Below are 19332 nucleotides of genomic sequence, written 5' to 3'. Positions count from 1 at the left end.
ACCATGGATCTCAAGGAAACCGACATCCTCGGTTCGAGCATCGACCAGCACTGGTATTACGCGTCCAAAGCGGCGGCGACCAAGCGATTGCTGGGTGATTTGCCGATCCGCAAAATTCTCGATGTGGGCGCCGGTTCGGGGTTTTTTACTCATCACCTGCTGACCCACACCGCCGCGAATGAAGCGTGGTGCGTAGACATCAGTTACGACGCCGATTCGGACGCCAACACCGCCGGAAAACCGGTGCATTACCGACGCGGCATCGAATCGGTGGACGCTGATCTGGTGCTGCTGATGGACGTGCTGGAGCACGTTGATGACGACGTCGGATTGCTCAAGGCGTACGTCGATAAAGTCCCGTCCGGCAGCCGTTTTTTGATGACGGTGCCGGCGTTTCAGTTTCTCTGGAGCGGCCACGACGACTTTCTTGAGCACAAGCGCCGCTACACCCTGGCGCAATTTGAAACAGTCGCGCGTGACGCCGGTTTGACAGTGAAGCAGGGCGCTTACTATTTCGGCGCGGTGTTCCCGATTGCCGCGACGCTGCGCTTGCTGCCCAAAGGCGCACAGCCGTCGCCGCCGCGCTCGCAACTCAAGCAGCATCATCCTGCCGTCAATTCGATCCTCAAAACCTTGTGCGGCCTCGAGCTGCCACTCATGCGCGCAAATCGGCTGGCCGGCCTGACCGTATTCGTGCTGGCGCAGAAGCCGTGACGTCGATCAAAAAATCGGCGCTGATCAAACGCGCTTTACGCTTCGCCGTGACTGGGTTGTTTGTCACGGCGCTGCACGCGGTGGTCGCGGTGCTGTTCATCAACTTTTTGATGCCAGTGCCGCCGCTGGCCAATGGTGTCGCGTTCGCCGTGGCCACCGTGGTGTCTTACCTGATCAATACCACCTGGAGTTTTTCCGCCCGATTGCATGGCCGCACGTTGCTGCGCTTCATGCTGGTGTCGGCCGGCGGATTTCTGTTGGCGATGTTCGTCGCGTGGGCGGCGCAAATTGCTGGGCTCAATTATTTGCTGGGGATCGGTGCGGTGGCGTTGACCATCCCGGCCTTCACGTTTGTATTGCATAACTTCTGGACGTATCGATGAAGGCTTCGGGCAAGCATTGGGCGCAGGCACTGCTGCCTCTGTTGATGGGCGTTGTCGCGTTTTTCATGGTGATTGGGCCGCGCGCACTCGATCCGCAAAATATCGCGTGGCTGGAAAGCGGCGATCCGGCGACGCACTACTTGGGCTGGGTATTTTTCCGACATTCGCCGTGGACCTTTCCGCTCGGACTTAATCCGTCCTACGGGATCGAACTCGGCAGCGCGATCATTTTTTCCGACTCCAATCCGCTGCTGGCCTTGCTGTTCAAACCCTTTAGCGCCTGGTTGCCCGAGACCTTCCAGTATTTTGGTCTCTGGTTGCTGGCGTGTTTTGTGTTGCAGGCGTGGTTCGCCTGGAAGCTGATGGGGTTGCTGACGCCCAATGTTGTCCTGCGATTACTGGGTACCGGCCTGTTTCTGTTTTCGCCGCCGATGTTTTTGCGCATGGGCGGGCACCTGTCGTTGGCCGGGCATTTTCTGATACTGGCGGCGCTGTACTTGGCGTTGCATCCCGGCGTGCAAAAGCGCCGATGGGCTTGGGGCACATTGCTGGCGGCGACGGCGCTGGTCCACGCCTATTTGCTGGCGATGGTCGCGCTGATCTGGATTGCCGATCTGGTCGGCAGAACCCGGAAAGGGCAGATGACGCGCCGCACCGCGCTGATCGAGTGGGCCGTGCTGTTTTTGCTGGTGAGCCTGTGTTGTTGGCAGGCGGGCTATTTCAGTGTGGGCAAAGGCGCGGTGGCGGGCGGTTTTGGTTTGTACCGGATGAACCTGTTGTCGCTGGTCGATGCCAGCGGCTGGTCGGCGATAGTCCCGAATTTGCCTGAAGGCCCCGGCGACTATGAAGGCTTCAACTACCTCGGCGCGGGGACGCTGTTGCTGGCGATCTTCGCTGGCATTGCGCTGCTGCGCGGCAAAACCGCATTCGCCAATGCTGTGCGCGGTTTGCCCATTCTGTTGCTGGCATTGATCGGCCTGCTGTTGTTTGCATTGACCAACGACATCGGTCTCGGCTCGCTGAACGCGCACTATCCATTGCCGAAAGCACTGGTGAAATCGGCGAATATCTTCCGCGCGTCCGGGCGCATGTTCTGGCCGGCGTTCTACGTCATCGTTTTCGTAATCATTTACCTGGTGGTGCGCGGTAATCGGCCGCGTATCGCCATGTGTCTGGTGGCGGTCGCGTTGTGCGTTCAGGTCGTGGATACGCGTAATGGCTGGGCCGGTTTGCGTCAGAGCCGAATGATGGCGCCGGCCAGCGAATGGGCGACGCCTTTGCAGGATCCGTTCTGGAACAGCGCCGCAGCGCATTACGCCAACATTCGCCGGTTACCGCCGCAGAACCAGCCGGATTCCTGGCAGCCACTGGCCAATTTCGCTGCAGTGCATGGGCTGAAAACCGACGCGACTTACCTCGGGCGCATGAGTACCTCAGCGCTGGAACAGGCTGAGCAGAAGCCCCGGCGCATGCTCGACAGCGGTCAGTACGAGGCGGACTCGCTGTACATCCTCGACGAAAAAGCCCGACTCGATGCGGTGAAAACCATCAACAGTCAAACCGATCTGCTGACGCGCATCGACGGTCTGGTGGTGCTCGCCCCAGGCTGGAAACGCTGCGCCGAGTGTTTGGCGGTCGAAGATGAAGGGCGCCAGATGCCGTCGGTTCCGCTGATCAAAGTGGGTCAGCGCCAAGTGTTCAATCACACGTCTCAACACCTCAGCCAAGGTTGGGGCGCGCCGGAAGATTGGGGCACGTGGTCAGACGGCGCGCAGGCCGATATTTTGCTGCGAATCCCCCCGCAGGCGCAGTCGATCGTCATTGAGGCGTTGGCGTTTGTGTTCCCGAAACACGCTGAACAAACCGCCGTGTTCACCCTCAACGGCGTACCGGCATTGACCACGCGCCTGACGCGTATTCAGGACAATCGCATCGAAATCCCGATCACCGCGGCTATCCGCGAAACCGTTGCCAGCGACGCAATCGTGCAAATTCATGTCCAGCTACCCGACGCGATCAGCCCGAAACAATTGGGTCTCGGCGAGGATCAACGCGTTCTGGGCCTGGGGATGAAAGCGCTGACCGTACAGTGAGCCAGCGCACAACGCTGATCATGCCGATAGACGCCACCCCCCGGCCTTTCTAAACTGCCCCGAGTATTGGGGACCGGGGTGCAGTGAATGAATCGCAATGAACTACGCAAAGCCGACATCAACCTGATGGTGGTGTTCGAGACATTGATGCTCGAACGCAACGTGACGCGGGTGGCGGAAAAGCTGTTCCTCGGCCAGCCCACCATCAGTGCCGCGCTCAACCGCTTGCGCACGATGTTCAATGACCCGCTGTTCATTCGCGTCGGCCACCGCATGGAGCCGACGGCGCGCGCCGAAGAATTGATTCAGTATTTGTCGCCAGCATTGGACTCGCTCTCGGTGGCGCTGAGCCTGACCCACGATTTCGACCCCGCCAGCAGCACCATGACATTCCGCATCGGGCTGTCGGACGATGTCGAATTCGGCCTGCTGCCACCGTTGCTACGGGCATTACGCCAAGAAGCGCCGAAAGTCGTGTTCGTGGTTCAGCACGTCGATTACTGGCGGATTCCCGACCTGTTGGCCTCGGGCGATATCACCGTTGGTATCAGCCAGACGCGCGGTTTGCCGGCGAATGCCAAGCGCAAATTGCTGCGGCATATTACCCCGAGCCTGTTGCGCGCCGACGCGTCCGACACGCCGCTGACCCTCGACGAATATTGCTCACGCCCACACGTGCTGGTTTCCCACACGGCGAACGTCAGTGGTTACGCGGATGAATGGCTGGCGGAAATTGGTCGGACACGTCAGGTCGTGCTGTCAGTGCCGCAATACAGTTCGTTGCCGGCGCTGCTGGCGGGCACCGACCTGATCGCCAGCCTGCCGGACTACACCGCCACAGCCATGGCGGCGTCCGGGCAATTGTTTCAGGAACCGTTTCCGTTCAAGACCCCGACGCTGGACTTGTCGATGGTCTGGCTCAGCCATGTCGACACCGATCCGGCCGAGCGCTGGTTGCGTTCACGGCTCGAAGCGTTCATGAGTGAGCGCGGTTTCGCCGACCAGACCGGCACAGAAACAGCCGCCGGAGCCTAAGGCTCTCTGTGCTAAACCGTACTTTTTGCTAAACCGCTGTGTGATATATGTAGCGCCTTTTCCGCCCAACCTCAGGAGCATCGCCATGCCACACCTGCACATGGAATACACCGCCAACCTGCCCGGATTGAACGCCGACGTGGCGTTGATTCGGCTCAACAATACGTTGGTGGGTTCCGGTCAGTTTGCGGCGGAATTCGATATCAAGGGTCGCGCGGTGAAAGTCGAGACGTTCAAGGTCGGCACCGCGATGGGCGAGCGAGCGTTTGTGCATGTGAAGTTGGCGCTGCTCAGTGGTCGCTCGCCGCAGATCAAAAAGCAGCTGTCCGAGAGCCTGTTGGCGGTGGTCAAGGATCTGTGTGAATGGCCGGCGGGTGTCGAGGTCCAGTTATGCGTGGAAATCCTCGACATTGATCGCGAGTCCTACGCGAAAACCGCCATCGGCGTCTGATTCAAGCCGCTTGCTGCTCGGCGCAGGCGTTCACCACCTGCTCGCGCAGCCAGGCATTGGCGCTGTCCTGATCGACATTCTGGCTCCACTGCATGTCGAGGGAAAAACCCGGCAAGCCGTTCGGCGCTTCGCAATGGTTGAACACCGCTTCGTTGGCCAGCAAACGCTGGATGCGCCGGGGCAACGTCAGAATGAAATCAGTGCCAGTAATCATCTTCAACGCCGCGCTGTAGCTGTTTGATCGCGCCACGATCTGGCGTTTCTGCGCCTGCCGCGCCAGCCAGCCGTCGACCATATTGGTAGTCGAAGACCACGGCGTCGGGAACACATGTCGGCGTTCGGTAAAGGCTTGCAGGCTTAAACGCGGTTCCAGCGGCGTCGCGCGTTTGTCGAAGACGCAGACCAGATCATCTTCCAGCAGCGGTCGGGATTTCAGATCGTTGTGGTTGCAGTGAAAATTCGGACCAAAACAGATCACCAGGTCGAGGCTGCCATCGCGCAGTTCTTCCGCCGGAATGTCAGTTTCGAATTTGTGCATGTTGACCATCACCGGCAAATCGGCGAAATCCAGACTCTTCAACAGGCGCGGCAGAATCAACTGCTCGAAGTATTCCGGTGCGCAGATATTGAAAGTGACTGGTTGCGCCGTCGGGTCGAAGGAGTGAGCACCGGCGTGACACAAGTTGATGCTTTCGAGGATTTTCAGCACGTGGGGGTACATGGTGCTGGCTTTGTAGGTAGGACGCATGCCGCTGCGGGTGTTGATAAACAACTCGTCTTCGAAACTGGTGCGCAGTTTTTTCAGGCAGTAACTCACCGTGGATTGACTGACAAAAAGGGCCTCCGAGACCCCGGTGACGCTGCTTTGCTCGTACACGGCGATGAACACCATGAGGTCCTGCATGTCGAGCTTTCTAAGCAAATTACTGTTCAGCATCCGTTCTGCCTCGCTGTAACTCCTTGCGCTGACGGTGCGCAAACGTGTGCGAACGATCCTAACGGAACGATGGTGCCAGGAGAATGGCTCGTAGGAAGTTTCCCTGTCGGGTGTGGGACAGAAAATGTAGAGAACACGACCTGCGATTTTCGAGCGCCGGGTTGGCGAGGTTTGCACCGACGCGCGCGCAGGTTCAGCAACTGTGTTCAGCAAATGTGTTCAGCGAATGTGTTTGGCGTAATGCCTAGGGTCAAATCGCAACACCATCAGCATCATCAGCGCGACGATGGCGGTCAGTGACCACCAGGCCCATTCGAAGCTGCCGAGTTGATCGCGGATCATCCCGGCGATCAGCGGCGACAGGCCGGCGATCAAATAGCCGATGCCCTGAACGAAAGCGGTGAGCCCGCCCGCGCGCCGGGGCTCGTCGAGGTGATCAAGCGACACGATCAGGCTCATCGGAAACAACCCGCCAATCCCCAAACCCAGCAGGCACGGCCACAACAGGCTGAAATGTTGCGGGCTGAGAATCAGTCCGCAGAAACCCGCCATGATCAGCCCCAACAACACCAGTAAAACCAGACGCCGATCACGGCTGCGGTTGGCGATGGCCGGCGTCAGCAGACCGGAGATCACTTCCATGGCAGTGAGAAAACCCAGCAATAAGCCGGCGTTCTGTTCACTCCAGCCTTTTTCCACGTAGTACGGCGCCAGCCAAGCGAGCACGCAGGTGTAGGACGCCGTGCCCAAACCGAAGAAGAAAGCGAGTAACCAGGCGCGGGAGTTGGCGAAAAAGAATTCGCGACGCGGTGTTTGCGCGGGCAATGGCGGAATCGATTGGCGCTGCGCCATCCAGAACAGCAGCGCAAGCAAGGCCAGCGCCGCCCAGAACGCCAGGCCCATGCGCCAACTGCCGGTTTGGCTCATCACCAGTGGCGCAAACGCCGCTGCGATTGCCGCGCCGCCCATGATCGACGTGACGTAAAGTCCCATGCACAGCGCAACGTTATTGCTGAATCGCGACTTGATCAGCGCTGGCATCAGCGCCTGAATCAGCGCGATGCCGACCCCGGCGGCAATGGCGCTGGCGATCAGTTCAGCGGCGGAATTCAGCCACAATCGCGAAGCGGTGGCCACGCCGATGATCAGCAGCGACAGCACCACGGTGCGCTGCTCGCCTAAACGCTGACTGACGCCGATGCCGAAAAACATCGCAAGCCCCATCGCCATCACCGGCAGCATGGTCAGCAAAGAGGCGAGGCTGAAACTCAGTGGGATATCGCCGCGGATCGCCGAGAGCAGCGGGCCGACAGCGGCCATCGATGGGCGCAGATTCAACGCGACAAGGATGATGCTGATCATCAACCACAGGGCAGGGCGGGTTGTTGCACGAACGTTTTCCATCGGTGAGCCTTACAAAAACAAGGCGCCGATTAGGCGCGAGGGACGCGGTCGCGGCAAATCAGAAAGTCCGCCGTGGTATTTAGAAATTAAATACCTGCCCCGCGCAGGGGGGGGCGTGGCTGGAATGTTTAGCCAGTCCACACCCAAAGTTCTTCAATTCCCGGTTGAATCCCCCAATCACCCGTGTGACGCTGCTGCTCTTCGGTTTTCTGCGGTTTTTTTATGCACGGTCGGCCAGTCGCACTCCAGCATCCGGCACCCAGCGGCGCTTCTGCGTTTAACCGTGGCCGTGGCTTTTTAAACGCCACTGCACCGACCCTTTCTGCACTTCCCTCCGAATTGGCCTTCTGGGCGCTGTGGCATTGCCGACACGCGCGCCCGCCGGACTCCTGCGCTTCCCGTTGATTTTTCCTACAGGTCCCGCGCTGTGCGGCGGGATCAGATCGGCGACGCCAGAGCGTTTGCCTACGCGCGAAAACGAGAATTCCCATGAGTTGTGCCACGACCCCCTTCGCCACGCAGCAAGAAGCCCTGAATTTTCTGGAACAGAATCCGGATATCGAGATGTTCGAATTGTTCATCGTCGACAACAACGGCGTGCCGCGCGGCAAGTTGCTGCACCGCGATGAACTGCTGGCGGTGTATGAAAGCGGCCGGCCACTGCCGAGCACCATTCTCGGCCTGACGATTAATGGCGACGACGTTGAAAACTCCGGGCTGGTGTGGGACGTCGGCGATATCGATTGCCGCGCTTACCCGGTCAGCGGCAGTTTGCAGCGCATGCCGTGGCGGCTGATTCCGACGGCGGCGGTGCAGGTCAGCATGCATCCAAAAGAAGGCATGCCGGCGACGATTGCCGACCCTCGGCACTTGCTGGCGAAGGTCATCGAAGGCCTGCAGGCCGACGGCTATTACCCGGTGATGGCGGCGGAGCTGGAGTTCTATCTGCTTGATCAGCAGCGCGACGCCAACGGTCGGCCGCAACCGGCGCGCGACGTCGATGGTGGTCGCCCGCGCGCCACGCAGGTTTACGGTTTGCGTGAACTGGAGCAGATCGAGCCGTTCCTCGCCGACTTGTACAGCGCCTGCAAATTGCAGGGCATTCCGGCGCGCACGGCGATTTCCGAATACGCGCCGGGCCAGGTCGAAATCACCCTCGAACACCGCACCGACGCGCTGCAAGCGATGGACGAGGCGGTGCGTTATAAACGCTTGGTCAAAGGCGTGGCGCACAAACACGGGATGGCGGCGTGTTTCATGGCCAAACCTTTCGATGATCTGGCCGGCACCGGCATGCACATGCACGTCAGCCTCGCCGACAAGGATGGCAACAATCTTTTCGCCAGCGAAGCGCCGGACGGTACGCCGCTGCTGCGGCACGCGGTGGGCGGCATGCTCAGCACTTTGCTCGACTCGCTGCTGCTGTTTTGCCCGAACGCCAATTCCTATCGACGCTTCCAGACCAACAGCTACGCGCCGCTGGCCGCCACGTGGGGCGTGGACAACCGTACCGTGAGCCTGCGCGTGCCCGGCGGGCCGGCGTTTTCCCGGCACATTGAACACCGCATCTGCGGCGCCGACGCCAACCCGTATCTGGCCGCTGCGGCGATTCTGGCCGGCATCCACCGTGGCATTCGCGAACAACTCGACCCCGGCGCGCCGGTGGAAGGCAACGGTTACGCGCAAGCTACCGAGCTGCTGCCGACCGATTGGCTGACCACCTTGCGCGCACTCGAAGGTTCGAGTTGGGCGAAAGAAGCCTTTGGCCAAGCGTTTCTCGGCGTGTACCTGGCCGTTAAACGCGCCGAATATCGGCAGTTCATGGGCGAAGTCGGTGAACAAGATTGGCGTTGGTACCTGAACCAGGCCTGACTGTTTCTCAAATACGTTAAAAGTTTGCTGGTTAAACCTGAAGCCAACTAATCGTTGGCTTCTTTTTCACAAAAAATTGATGGTTGGCTGCTTAAAGTTTGTGCTGTTGCGGAAAATGAATTTTTCACATTTATCGGCGGCACTCTTTCCAGGACTATCAATTCCCATGTTCAAGTTAAAAGCCGTGCGCCCCGAGTGGGTGACACTGATTGCCAGCGCGTTTTTATTGGCCGGTTTTAATTGGGTGCTTTGGCAACACTTGTTTGAAATCACGGCTTCCAACGCGCAGGGCATTCTGATGCGCGTGGCGTTCGCAGTCATGGTGTTCGCTGCGTTCAATATCGTGCTGACCCTGCTGGCGTTCCGGCCGATATTAAAGCCGCTGCTGACTTTGCTGTTTATGGTCAGCGCTGGGGTGGCTTATTTCATGAGCCAGTACGGCGTATTGATCGACTCCGGCATGTTTCGTAACCTGGCTGAAACCAACCCTGCCGAAGTGCGCGATTTACTCTCGTTAAAGTTACTGGCATTTATTGTTGTGCTTGGGGTTTTACCTTCCTGGTTGTTGTGGAAAACCCCGCTGGTTTACCGCGCCTGGCATCGCGACTTGTTAAGTAAGGCGTTGGTTAGTATTGCGTCGATTGCAGTTATCGGTGGCGTGGCGTTAGTGAACTATCAAGGTTTGTCCTCGTTGTTTCGCAATCACCATGAATTGCATTTGATGGTAGTGCCAAGCAATTACCTGGGTGCGTCCATCGGGTATTTACGGGAGCAAGTGGCGTCGGCACAGCAGCCCTTCGTCAAAATCGGCGAGGACGCCCGCAAAGACCTGACTTGGCAAACCCACGGGCGCAAATCCCTGACAGTGCTGGTGGTCGGCGAAAGTGCCCGGGCCGAGAACTTCGGCATCCTCGGCTACGACCGCGACACCACCCCGCAACTCAGCAAAGAAGCAGGCCTGATTGCCTTTACCGACGTGCATTCCTGTGGCACCGAAACCGCTGTGTCGGTGCCGTGCATGTTCTCCAACATGGGTCGCAAGGATTACAACGCCAGCCAGGCAAAAAATGAAGAAGGCTTGCTTGATGTGCTCAAACGCGCCGGCCTCGAAGTGATCTGGCGCGATAACCAGTCAGGCTGCAAAGGCACGTGTGATCGGGTGACACTCGACGATGTCAGCAACTTGAAAGACCCGGCGTTGTGCGCCAACAGCGAATGTCGTGACGAAATCCTGCTGCAAGGTTTGCAGCACTTTATCGACACGCTGGATAAAGACACGGTGTTGGTCCTGCACCAGATGGGCAGCCACGGCCCGGACTATTTCAAGCGTTACCCCAAGGAATACCAACACTTCACCCCGGTGTGCGAAAGCAATGCGCTGAACAATTGCAGTCGCGAAAGCATCGTCAACGGCTACGACAACACGCTGGTCTACACCGACCACGTGCTCTCGACGCTGATTGATTTGCTGCGGCGCAATCAGGACAAAGTTGATACCGCGATGCTCTATCTGTCCGACCACGGCGAGTCTTTGGGCGAGTACAACCTGTTCCTGCACGGCACGCCTTACATGATGGCGCCGGAACAACAAAAACATGTGGCAATGCTGGCGTGGTTCTCCGACAGCTATCAACAGGCGTTCTCGGTCGACACTCATTGCCTGCAACTGAGCCGCGAAAAACCCCTGAGCCAGGACAACTTGTTCCATTCGATGCTGGGTTTGCTGGAAGTCGACAGCAAAGTCTACAACCCCGACCTGGACATGTTCGCCGGATGTCGGCGGGCGGTGATCGACGGCGAGTTGGCAAAAAAATAATCGTTTCGACTTATTTTTCACAGGCTTGGCGCTAATGTGCGATCGGTCGATATTCCAACAAGAGCCCCTGCACATGTCCGCGCTGCCCCCATCCGCCGTCGAACTTGAGTTCGCCCGGCGCTACGATCTGCAACACGCCCGCGTCTGCCAGCAGCCGCAATCGCGTGGATGGGTCGAGCGTCTGGCGTTCTGGCGCGTCGAGCAACTGGTGCGCAACGCGCTGAATGTTGCCGGCGAGCCGGGGTTGCTGCTGGATGTGGCGTGTGGCGCCGGGCGTTTCTGGCCGGTGCTGGCCGAGCACGGTAACCGGGTGATTCTGGCGTCCGATCCGTCGCAGGACATGCTCGATCATGCGCGCGTGCATCATTCGCAGCAGTTGCTGGAGCGGATCAAGACCTTCCAGAGCTCGGCGTTCACCCTCGACCTGTCGGCGAACGCGGTGGATTGCATGATTTGCATGCAATTGTTTCAGCACATCGCCAGCCCGGAGCACCGCTTGGCGATGTTGGCGGAGTTTCATCGCGTCAGCCGCGACACGGTGATCGTCGCGGTCAGGCTGCAAAACCGCTTCGGGCGTCGCTCATCTTCGATCAAGCGCAGTGCGTCCACGCCGCTGGCGAGCAGGGCGCTGGTCGAAGCCGAGTTCAAACTGGCGGGTTTCAGCCTGCTCAGTCATCAGGATTTCTTCCCCGGTTGCGCGCGCATGCGGGTCTACGTCCTGCGTAAGGCCAATTAACCTCCTTTTGTCAGACGTTTCTTGCCTTCGCGTGAGTCTTTTCGCTAAAGCTCTTGTTCAGTGGATGCGCGGAAATCGCCGGGGGCGATATATACTGCGCGCCATTCTTCAAGGGAGAGCCGTGTGGCCATCGATATTCACTGGATTCGCGACAACGATAGCCTCGGTCAGTTTTGCGCCGAGTGGCAGCAGCTGCCATTCGTTGCCCTCGACACCGAATTCATGCGGGTCGACACTTTTTACCCGATTGCCGGCCTGTTGCAGATTGGCGATGGTGTACGCGCTTACCTGATTGATCCGCTGACCATCGATAACTGGCAGCCGCTGGCCGCGTTGCTGGAAAACCCGGCCGTGGTCAAAGTCGTGCACGCGTGCAGCGAAGACCTCGAAGTGTTGCTGCGCCTGACCGGCAGCCTGCCGGCGCCGCTGTTCGACACGCAGTTGGCCGCCGCTTACCTGAACCTCGGTTTCTCGATGGGTTATTCGCGGCTGGTGCAGGAAGTGCTCGGCATCGATCTGCCGAAGGGCGAAACCCGTTCCGACTGGCTGCAACGTCCGCTGTCCGACACGCAAATCAGCTACGCCGCCGAAGATGCGCTGCATCTCGCGGAAGTTTTCGTACGCCTGCAACCGAAGTTGTCCGAAGACAAATACCAATGGGTGCTGGAGGACGGCGCCGAACTGGTCGCCAACCTGCGCCGCGAGGTCGACCCGTACGAGGTCTACCGCGAAGCCAAACTGGCCTGGAAGCTCTCCCGCGCGCAACTCGCGGTGCTGCGTGAACTGTGCGCCTGGCGCGAACGCGAAGCGCGTGCCCGCGACCTGCCACGCAACCGTATTGTCCGTGAACATTCGCTGTGGCCACTGGCGCGCACGCAACCGGACAACCTCGGCGCGTTGGCGAAAATCGAAGACATGCACCCGCGTACCGTGCGTCAGGACGGCGAATTCCTGCTTGATCTGATCAAGCGTTCTGCCACTGTGTCGCCGGACCAATGGCCGCCCGCCGTGCCGGAGCCGTTGCCGGTGGACGCTGCGACGCTGATCAAGCAATTGCGCGCCATCGGGCAGGCTGAAGCCGAACGCCTGAACATCGCGCCAGAATTGATGCTGCGCAAGAAAACCCTGGAAGCGCTGCTCAAGAGCGGCTACCCCAACGGTCCTTACCAATTGCCTGATTCGCTGCGTGGCTGGCGCCGCGAATTGATGGGCCAGGCGCTGCTCGACAGCCTGGCCACCGCCGGAGAACAGCCTTGAAACGTATTTGCTCCATTTATCGCAGCCTGAAGAAAAACGAGATGTACCTCTATGTGCTCAAAAGCGATGCACTGGAGCGCGTCCCGGAATCGTTGATGGCGGCGTTCGGCAAGCCGCATCACGCCTTCGACCTGGTGCTGACGCCTGAGCGCAAGTTGTCGCGCGAGGACATCACCGTGGTCCTGGAAAACCTTGAGAAGCAGGGCTACCACTTGCAGATGCCGCCGGCCGAGGACGAGTACATCGAGCACTTGCCCGAAGAGTTGCTGCGTCGCAACGACCCGATGTGATCGGCAGACAGGTTCTGTTCAGAGCCTGTATGAAACACTGGAATGATTTTGGCGATGGCCGTGGTCAGGGAGCGAATCTCCTTCAACGGCCGTTTGCTCTGTTTTTCGAAAGGTTTGAACCATGCGCGTTCTGATTGCTGAACACGACCACCCTGTGTATGCCCAATTGTTGCGTCAGGCCGCGCCTGAGCTGGAAGTGCTGACCAGCGGTGATTCCGCCGAGCTGGCACGGCAGGCCGCCGATTGCCCGATCTGGCTCGGCCAGCCGGATCTGCTGGCGAACCTGCTGCGTCAGGGCCATCAGCCACAATGGCTGCAATCGACCTGGGCCGGCATCACGCCGCTGCTCGCCGACGGCCTGCCACGCCACTATCGCCTGACCCGCGCGGTGGGGATTTTCGGCCAGGTCATGGCCGAATACGTTTTGACTTACATGCTCGGCCACGAGCGCGAAGTGCTGGCGCGGTTGGTCAGCCAGGTCGAGCGCAAGTGGGACAGCCGTCAGGGCCAGAGCCTGGCGGGACGCAAGGTGTTGATCGTCGGCACTGGCGACATTGGCCAAACCGTGGCCAATTTCCTCGTGCCGTTTGGCGTCGAACTGTACGGCATCGCCAGCGAGGCTCGCGAGCAGGCACCGTTTGTTGAAGTGGCTGCATTGGCGGACTTGCCGCGTCTGGTCGGCGAAGTCGATTACGTGGTCAATCTGCTGCCAAACACGCCGAATACCCATGATCTGTACGACGCCGCGCTGTTCAAGCAATTCAAGCCGACTGGCGTGTTGATTAACGTCGGACGCGGGGTAGCGGTGGTCGATGCGGATCTGGTGGAAGCCTTGAAAGAAGGGCATCTGGCGGGCGCGGTGATCGACGTCTGCCGTCAGGAACCGTTGCCGCAGCGCCATCCGTTCTGGACCGCCTGGGGTTTGCTCCTGACCGGCCACAGCTCGGCGCCCACTTCGCCATCAATGATGGTCAAGCTGTTCGTCGACAACCTGCGCGCCTATCACGCAGGCGAAGCGCTGCGCGGCGAAGTCGACTTCGACCGCGGATATTGAGTCGCAATGATCGTTCCTACGTTTAGCGTGAGAACGATCGGGTAGCGTTCAGAGGGTGAAATCACCTTCAGCCGCCAATTCACTCAGCGGGCGGCGAGGACTTGGGGCTTCGCGCGCTTGCAGGTACTCCGCCAGCGTCGTTTTATCGCCGAGTTTGCCGACCGCCACTGCCGCGTGCAGCGCGTAACCCTCCGGGATGTTCAGTTCTTTGCGCGTCAGTTCCTGATCGAAACCGGCCATGCCGTGGGTGTGCCAGCCGCTGAGGCTCGCTTGCAGCGCCAGATGTCCCCACGCCGAACCGGTGTCGAATTCGTGAGTCTGCGCCGGGGTTTCTTCGGTTGCACCGGGCACTGCAAAAGTCGTCTTCGAAATCACAATCACCAGCGCCGACGCATGCTGCGCCCAGCCGCGGTTGAACTCGTTGAGCAAACCGAGAAACCGCTCCCAGTTCGGCGTATCGCGGCGCGCATAAAGAAAGCGCCACGGCTGCGAGTTGTAGGCCGATGGCGCCCAGCGCGCGGCTTCGAAAAAGCTCAGCAGGGTTTCTTCAGCAATTACCTCGCCGGTAAACGCACGCGGCGACCAGCGATCGGTGAATTGGGGATGAATGGCGTAATCGGCAACGCGTGGGGTGGCACTCATGCAAATCTTCCTTGTTACGGTTGAGTCAGAGTCGGAGTGAAAAACCTGCGGCCGCAGTTAGCTGAGCGATGAGGTTTTTGCCGAGCCGTGGTGGTCACCGGAATGCAACGCGGTTGCGCGTTAATGGCCTTCAGATTTGGCTCGTGGCGACTGGCAAAGCTACTTCGCGGCGCCACAACTGACAAGCGCGTTGTACCGACAGTCGCCAGCACTTGGCCCGCAAGGCGCGGGGCACTAGACTGGCGGCCTTTTCACCACCTGATGTTGATGCTCGAACCATGGCCGCCGCAATCGAACCGTTCTGGAAACGCAAAACCCTCGAGCAACTCGATACCCTGGAATGGGAATCGCTGTGCGACGGCTGTGGCCTGTGCTGCCTGCAAAAGCTTGAAGACGAAGAAGACAACAGCGTCTATTACACGCGCATCGCCTGCAAACTGCTGGACCTGAAAACCTGCCAGTGCAGCGATTACCCGAACCGCCGCGAGTTCGTCCCCGATTGCATCCAGCTCACGCCGGGCAAGGCTGAAGAATTCCGCTGGTTGCCGCCGACCTGCGGTTATCGGCTGGTCAGCGAAGGCAAGGACCTGCCGCAATGGCATCACCTGGTGAGTGGTGATCGCGACGCGGTGCACCACGAACGGATCTCGCAATCCGGGCGCATGCTCGCCGAGGGCAGCGTGCCGGAAGACGATTGGGAAGATCACCTGATCTTTCGCGCGGGCTGAATGCCTGGAGTGCGCAGGCACTCACCCCAACATTGTTGATCACCGAAATTTCGCCACAAGGAGTGCGTATGGCTGTGGGATTGCGTCTGGCATTGGCCGTTGCGGCACTGGCCGTGAGTTCGTCGCTGTGGGCGGTGAAGAAGGTCGATCTGGATTATCACGTGCGTCTGTTGCCGCAAAGCGATCAGGCCGAAGTGCGCCTGACCCTGGCGCAAGGCTCGGCGGTGCGCAGCCTCGATTTCGACCTCGGCGACGGCAGCCATTACAGCGATTTCAAGGCTGACGGCCAATGGCAACTGACTCCGGGCAAAACCGCGCGTGGCGTCTGGCAACCGTCTGCCGACAAGGCCAGCCTGACGTATCGCGTGCGCATCAGCCATGGGCGCAAGAGCGGCAGTTTCGACACGCGGATGACGCCGAAGTGGGCGTTGATGCGCGGCGACGATCTGGTGCCGCCAGCCAAACTCGATCAACAGGACGGCGTCGAGTTGGTCTCACGCCTGGAATTCGAATTGCCCAACGGCTGGAAAAGCGTCGAAACCGCTTGGCCGCGCATCGGCAAAAACAAATTCCGCGTCAATAACGTCTCGCGCCTGTTCGACCGGCCCACCGGCTGGATGCTCGCCGGCCACCTCGGCAGCCGCCGCACCCGCCTGGGCGAAACCGAAGTCACCGTCGCCTCGCCGCTGGGGCAGGGCATGCGCCGCATGGACGTGCTGACGCTGCTGACGTTCATCTGGCCGCAGGCGCAAGCGGTGTTCCCGCGTCACCCGAGCAAATTGCTGATCGTCGGCGCCAACGACCCGATGTGGCGCGGCAGTCTGGCCGGGACTGAGTCGATCTACCTCAACAGCCGTTTGCCGCTGGTCAGTGAAAGCGGCAGCAGCGCGCTGGTGCGTGAATTGGTTCAGGTGTTTGGACGGGTCAACGACAGCCGCCACAGTGACTGGATCAGCGAAGGCCTGGCCGAGTATTACGCCATCGAACTGATGCGCCGCGCGGGCGGTATGAGCGATGAGCGCTACGAGAGTTTGCAGAAGAAATTGGTTAAGGACAGCGCGAAAGTGACAACGCTGCGTGGCGCGCAGATTAATCCGGCGCAGGTGGCCAAAGCGGTTTTGTTGTTACAGGAACTGGATCGCGAGATTCGTTTGAAGACGCGAAACAAACGTTCGCTGGATGACGTGCAGCGCGGGGCAATGCATTTGGAAAGCGTCGATACCAAAGAGTTTATTCAACTCAGTGAGAGCGTGATCGGCGAGGCTTCGACGGTGCTCGATAGCGAGCTGCTGCAGTGACATCGCCTTCGCGAGCAAGCTCGCTCCCACAGGTTCGTGAGCGACACAACCCAGTAGGAGCAAGGCTTGCCCGCGAAGAGGTCATAAGCCTCAACGCAATTCTTTCAAGGCTCTAGCGAATCAAACCCCGGTCTTGGGCGAAGTCAGCGAATCATTGCCGGTGACGGTTGCCGTTTCAGTCGCCGCTTCAGCATTGGCTTTCAACCGGCTCAGTTCATCACCGGCACGCTCAATCTTCGCGCGCACGTTGTTGATGTCCTGACGGCTTTTCTCCAGCAGGCTTTTCACCGAGCTGTGGCCGGTAATGCCACGGGCCATCGCTACGCCGCCGATCGCCACTTGGATCAAACCGAAAACACCACCGCGACGCAGGCCCTTGCCGACCATGACCACGCCGCCAGCCAGCGAGCCGATGCGCTCCCAGCCCTGGACGTTCTGTTCGGAAGGGGTTTGGAAAGGGGTGGAGTGAATCCGTTCTACGCGTTTGAGTTCGCTCATGATCTGTCTCCTGGCAGGAATAGTGCTGAGTGAATAGCTGCATCAATGGCTGCTCATCAATGATAAGTAAGCTGACTGCCGGGGCGCGCCGCTTGTTCCATCGAATGTGCAGCTTTTCAGCGGAATTTTGCCCCGGAGCGGGTGTTCAGGCCCTTGGCCATGCGGTCGTAAAGCACGACGTTGACGGTGGCCGCGAGGTTCATGCAACCGGTGGTCGGGATGTAGACCACGTCTTCGCACCAGTCACGAATCTCTTTATCCAGCGAGCCGTCTTCCGGGCCGAAGATATACAGCGCGCGGTCCGGATGGGTGTATTCGGGCAGCGAACGCGCGCCTTCGACCAATTCCACGGCGACCGGCACGCAGCCCAGCGGCAGAATCTTTTTCAGGTCGTCGATGCCGATCAGCGGGATGTCGTAATGCACGCGTTTAGTGTCGGTGACAAAGTCGGCGGCGCGTTCATAACGCTTGCCGGTATAGAAAACCGACGCCACGCCATAACAGCCAGCGGCGCGCATTACCGAACCGACGTTCTCCGGTGATTTGGGGTTATACAAACCAATGCAGCTGTACCGTTTGTCTGCCACGAGCGGGGTGCCTTCGGGAAAAAGAGGGCGATTATACGGGGATTGCACGGGCGCGGGCAGATTGCGGGATTGGCGGTGGCAGGGGGATTGCCATCGCGAGCAGGCTCACTCCCACATTGGTTTTGTGAGTGGCTTCATGTTTATGGCCAACCCAGATCCCCTGTGGGAGCGAGCTTGCTCGCGATTGCGGTGTGTCAGGTAGCGATGATGTCGGCTGACACGGCCCCATCGCGAGCAAGCTCGCTCCCACATTGGTTTTGTGCGGGGCTTCATATCTCCGCTTGGCCCAAATCCCGTGTGGGAGCGAGCTTGCTCGCGATGGCGGCGTGTCGGGCGACGGAGATGTGGCTGACACGGCCCCATCGCGAGCAAGCCCGGCTCCCACAAGTGCAACGCACGGCAAGCAATCAGTCGTCTTCTTTCTTCATCAGCCCGGCCAGCGCCGCAAACGGGTTATGCGTGGCTTTGGCGATTTTCGGCGTGCTCAGCGAGCCTTCGTGGAAGTACTGCTGATCGGTGTAGCGCGAGTGTTCGTTGTCGTGGCAATACAGGCACAACAATTCCCAGTTCGAGCCGTCCTGCGGGTTGTTGTCGTGGTTGTGATCGCGGTGGTGCACGGTCAGTTCGCTGAGGCGCTTGCCGGAAAATTCACGGGCGCAGCGGCCGCATACATGCGGGTACATCTTCAGCGCTTTGTCGCGATAACCCATTTCCTTGTCGCGCTGGTTGTCGGCGAGGATGCGATCCAGCTTCGAGGTATTGGTCGGCGTTGACGAACTCATGGGTTCACCTTTGTAAAAGACTAATGACGGTTATGCGGCAAGTTTAGCTCAGCCCTTGAGCTTCTCGGCAATCCAGATGGTGTGGCGCGTGCCTTTGTTGCCGTGGGCGAACACCTGGACTTCTTCAGCCTTGAAACCGGCCTTCTTCAACTTCTCGGAAAACTGCTTGTCGGCGCTGGCCGACCACACCGCCAGCACGCCCTTTGGCCGCAGTGCCTTGGCGCAGGCGCTGAGACCGCCGGCCGAGTAGAGCCAGCTGTTGGCGCGTTGGGTCAGGCCTTCGGGGCCGTTGTCGACGTCGAGCATGATTGCGTCGAAACCCTGCGGCTCGGCTTGCAGCACTTTGGCCACGTCTTCCATGCGAATCACCGTGCGCGGGTCGAGCAGCGGGTTGCCGGACTTCTCGCCCAGCGGGCCGCGATTCCACTCGACCACGCCCGGCACCAGTTCCGCGACTACCACTTCAGCGGTTTTACCCAAGTGCTTGAGCGCGGAGGCGAGGGTGAAACCCATGCCCAAGCCACCGATCAACACCCGCGAATTCGGCCGCCCGGCGACCTTGCGGCAAGGGATCTCGGCCAAGGCATCTTCGGAACCGTGCATGCGCGTGTTCATCAATTGGCCGCCGTCGCCGCCCTGAATCTTGATGACGAAATCCTCGCCATATTCGAACAGGCACAAGGCACCGCCGTTTTCAGGGATGGGGGCGGTGTCGAGTAGAACGAAACGTTTCATAGCAGGCTCTTGAAGATGAA

20 protein-coding genes are annotated in these 19332 nt (G+C 59.6%); 13 read left to right on the top strand and 7 right to left on the bottom strand.

Features of this window, described 5'->3' with window-relative positions:
- Positions 1 to 3 precede the first annotated feature (3 nt).
- The 5 genes from BLU01_RS05480 (at position 4) to BLU01_RS05460 (ending at position 4676) form a co-directional block, all read left to right on the top strand.
- The gene (locus tag BLU01_RS05480) at positions 4 to 714 is read left to right on the top strand and encodes a class I SAM-dependent methyltransferase (protein WP_092271779.1); all 711 of its coding nucleotides are present in this window, start codon (positions 4 to 6) and stop codon (positions 712 to 714) included.
- Entirely contained in the window at positions 711 to 1097 is a 387-nt protein-coding gene (locus tag BLU01_RS05475; protein WP_092271775.1) for a GtrA family protein, read from the top strand. Before BLU01_RS05480 ends, BLU01_RS05475 begins: the two co-directional genes overlap by 4 nt.
- Entirely contained in the window at positions 1094 to 3190 is a 2097-nt protein-coding gene (locus BLU01_RS05470; protein WP_092271772.1) for a DUF6311 domain-containing protein, read from the top strand. The genes BLU01_RS05475 and BLU01_RS05470 overlap by 4 nt, the downstream gene beginning before the upstream one ends.
- Positions 3191 to 3277: 87 nt before the next feature.
- Positions 3278 to 4225: a LysR substrate-binding domain-containing protein gene (locus BLU01_RS05465; protein WP_092271768.1), complete on the top strand. Its 948-nt coding sequence runs from the start codon at positions 3278 to 3280 to the stop codon at positions 4223 to 4225.
- 85 nt (positions 4226 to 4310) lie between these two features.
- On the top strand, positions 4311 to 4676 hold the full coding sequence (locus BLU01_RS05460) for a 5-carboxymethyl-2-hydroxymuconate Delta-isomerase (protein WP_092271765.1): 366 nt from the start codon (positions 4311 to 4313) through the stop codon (positions 4674 to 4676).
- 1 nt (position 4677) lies between these two features.
- On the opposite strand, the gene BLU01_RS05455 is transcribed toward BLU01_RS05460, so the two are convergent.
- Together BLU01_RS05455 and BLU01_RS05450 are read right to left on the bottom strand one after the other, a co-directional pair.
- On the bottom strand, positions 4678 to 5613 hold the full coding sequence (locus BLU01_RS05455) for a LysR family transcriptional regulator (protein WP_092271762.1): 936 nt from the start codon (positions 5611 to 5613) through the stop codon (positions 4678 to 4680).
- 219 nt (positions 5614 to 5832) lie between these two features.
- Positions 5833 to 7017 carry a cyanate transporter gene (locus BLU01_RS05450; RefSeq protein WP_092271758.1) on the bottom strand — a complete coding sequence of 395 codons (1185 nt, stop codon included), beginning with the start codon at positions 7015 to 7017 and terminating at the stop codon, positions 5833 to 5835.
- Between the two features lie 489 nt (positions 7018 to 7506).
- Between BLU01_RS05450 and BLU01_RS05440 the strand changes: the two genes are divergently transcribed.
- The 6 genes from BLU01_RS05440 (at position 7507) to BLU01_RS05415 (ending at position 14042) form a co-directional block, all read left to right on the top strand.
- Positions 7507 to 8889: a glutamine synthetase family protein gene (locus BLU01_RS05440; RefSeq protein WP_092271752.1), complete on the top strand. Its 1383-nt coding sequence runs from the start codon at positions 7507 to 7509 to the stop codon at positions 8887 to 8889.
- A gap of 166 nt (positions 8890 to 9055) precedes the next feature.
- On the top strand, positions 9056 to 10705 hold the full coding sequence (locus BLU01_RS05435; RefSeq protein WP_092271749.1) for a phosphoethanolamine transferase: 1650 nt from the start codon (positions 9056 to 9058) through the stop codon (positions 10703 to 10705).
- A gap of 73 nt (positions 10706 to 10778) precedes the next feature.
- The gene (locus BLU01_RS05430) at positions 10779 to 11441 is read left to right on the top strand and encodes a class I SAM-dependent methyltransferase (RefSeq protein WP_092271746.1); all 663 of its coding nucleotides are present in this window, start codon (positions 10779 to 10781) and stop codon (positions 11439 to 11441) included.
- Positions 11442 to 11564: 123 nt separating this feature from the next.
- Positions 11565 to 12698 carry a ribonuclease D gene (rnd, locus tag BLU01_RS05425; RefSeq protein WP_092271742.1) on the top strand — a complete coding sequence of 378 codons (1134 nt, stop codon included), beginning with the start codon at positions 11565 to 11567 and terminating at the stop codon, positions 12696 to 12698.
- Positions 12695 to 12988 (top strand): YcgL domain-containing protein, encoded by a 294-nt coding sequence (locus BLU01_RS05420; RefSeq protein ID WP_007898694.1) that lies wholly within the window; start codon positions 12695 to 12697, stop codon positions 12986 to 12988. The genes rnd and BLU01_RS05420 overlap by 4 nt, the downstream gene beginning before the upstream one ends.
- Before the next feature lie 121 nt (positions 12989 to 13109).
- Positions 13110 to 14042 carry a D-2-hydroxyacid dehydrogenase gene (locus BLU01_RS05415; RefSeq protein WP_092271739.1) on the top strand — a complete coding sequence of 311 codons (933 nt, stop codon included), beginning with the start codon at positions 13110 to 13112 and terminating at the stop codon, positions 14040 to 14042.
- A 48-nt stretch (positions 14043 to 14090) separates the two neighbouring features.
- Here BLU01_RS05415 and BLU01_RS05410 read toward each other — a convergent pair whose 3' ends face one another.
- Positions 14091 to 14684 carry a nitroreductase family protein gene (locus BLU01_RS05410; protein ID WP_092271736.1) on the bottom strand — a complete coding sequence of 198 codons (594 nt, stop codon included), beginning with the start codon at positions 14682 to 14684 and terminating at the stop codon, positions 14091 to 14093.
- A gap of 278 nt (positions 14685 to 14962) precedes the next feature.
- Here BLU01_RS05410 and BLU01_RS05405 point away from each other — a divergent pair, with 278 nt between their 5' ends.
- Positions 14963 to 15412: a YcgN family cysteine cluster protein gene (locus BLU01_RS05405; RefSeq protein WP_092271732.1), complete on the top strand. Its 450-nt coding sequence runs from the start codon at positions 14963 to 14965 to the stop codon at positions 15410 to 15412.
- Positions 15413 to 15480: 68 nt separating this feature from the next.
- A complete protein-coding gene (locus BLU01_RS05400; protein WP_092271729.1) occupies positions 15481 to 16710 on the top strand; it encodes a hypothetical protein in 1230 nt (409 codons plus the stop codon).
- A gap of 120 nt (positions 16711 to 16830) precedes the next feature.
- Here BLU01_RS05400 and BLU01_RS05395 read toward each other — a convergent pair whose 3' ends face one another.
- From BLU01_RS05395 to BLU01_RS05380, 4 genes are all read right to left on the bottom strand, one after another.
- A complete protein-coding gene (locus tag BLU01_RS05395) occupies positions 16831 to 17208 on the bottom strand; it encodes a YgaP family membrane protein (RefSeq protein ID WP_092271726.1) in 378 nt (125 codons plus the stop codon).
- Between the two features lie 116 nt (positions 17209 to 17324).
- Positions 17325 to 17795, bottom strand: a complete 471-nt coding sequence (locus tag BLU01_RS05390; RefSeq protein WP_010462134.1) for an RNA methyltransferase — start codon at positions 17793 to 17795, stop codon at positions 17325 to 17327.
- A 407-nt stretch (positions 17796 to 18202) separates the two neighbouring features.
- Positions 18203 to 18577, bottom strand: coding sequence for a YajD family HNH nuclease (locus tag BLU01_RS05385; RefSeq protein WP_092271723.1), 375 nt, complete (start codon positions 18575 to 18577; stop codon positions 18203 to 18205).
- 48 nt (positions 18578 to 18625) lie between these two features.
- Complete coding sequence (locus BLU01_RS05380; protein WP_092271720.1) at positions 18626 to 19312, bottom strand: spermidine synthase; 687 nt, start codon at positions 19310 to 19312, stop codon at positions 18626 to 18628.
- Positions 19313 to 19332: the final 20 nt, after the last annotated feature.

The sequence above is a fragment of the Pseudomonas prosekii genome (assembly GCF_900105155.1).
GTDB classification, from domain to species: Bacteria; Pseudomonadota; Gammaproteobacteria; order Pseudomonadales; family Pseudomonadaceae; genus Aquipseudomonas; species Aquipseudomonas prosekii.
Note: the sequence above shows the minus strand (reverse complement) of the source record. Positions and strands in the feature narration are given on the sequence as shown.

Coding starts and splice junctions, on each gene's coding strand:
- BLU01_RS05465 (WP_092271768.1), top strand. CDS start 3,278: ATGAATCGCAATGAACTACGCAAAGCCGACATCAACCTGATGGTGGTG.
- BLU01_RS05450 (WP_092271758.1), bottom strand. CDS start 7,017: ATGGAAAACGTTCGTGCAACAACCCGCCCTGCCCTGTGGTTGATGATC.
- BLU01_RS05400 (WP_092271729.1), top strand. CDS start 15,481: ATGGCTGTGGGATTGCGTCTGGCATTGGCCGTTGCGGCACTGGCCGTG.
- BLU01_RS05380 (WP_092271720.1), bottom strand. CDS start 19,312: ATGAAACGTTTCGTTCTACTCGACACCGCCCCCATCCCTGAAAACGGC.
- BLU01_RS05440 (WP_092271752.1), top strand. CDS start 7,507: ATGAGTTGTGCCACGACCCCCTTCGCCACGCAGCAAGAAGCCCTGAAT.
- BLU01_RS05430 (WP_092271746.1), top strand. CDS start 10,779: ATGTCCGCGCTGCCCCCATCCGCCGTCGAACTTGAGTTCGCCCGGCGC.
- BLU01_RS05405 (WP_092271732.1), top strand. CDS start 14,963: ATGGCCGCCGCAATCGAACCGTTCTGGAAACGCAAAACCCTCGAGCAA.
- BLU01_RS05480 (WP_092271779.1), top strand. CDS start 4: ATGGATCTCAAGGAAACCGACATCCTCGGTTCGAGCATCGACCAGCAC.
- BLU01_RS05470 (WP_092271772.1), top strand. CDS start 1,094: ATGAAGGCTTCGGGCAAGCATTGGGCGCAGGCACTGCTGCCTCTGTTG.
- BLU01_RS05385 (WP_092271723.1), bottom strand. CDS start 18,577: ATGAGTTCGTCAACGCCGACCAATACCTCGAAGCTGGATCGCATCCTC.
- BLU01_RS05435 (WP_092271749.1), top strand. CDS start 9,056: ATGTTCAAGTTAAAAGCCGTGCGCCCCGAGTGGGTGACACTGATTGCC.
- BLU01_RS05455 (WP_092271762.1), bottom strand. CDS start 5,613: ATGCTGAACAGTAATTTGCTTAGAAAGCTCGACATGCAGGACCTCATG.
- BLU01_RS05410 (WP_092271736.1), bottom strand. CDS start 14,684: ATGAGTGCCACCCCACGCGTTGCCGATTACGCCATTCATCCCCAATTC.
- BLU01_RS05395 (WP_092271726.1), bottom strand. CDS start 17,208: ATGAGCGAACTCAAACGCGTAGAACGGATTCACTCCACCCCTTTCCAA.
- BLU01_RS05460 (WP_092271765.1), top strand. CDS start 4,311: ATGCCACACCTGCACATGGAATACACCGCCAACCTGCCCGGATTGAAC.
- BLU01_RS05415 (WP_092271739.1), top strand. CDS start 13,110: ATGCGCGTTCTGATTGCTGAACACGACCACCCTGTGTATGCCCAATTG.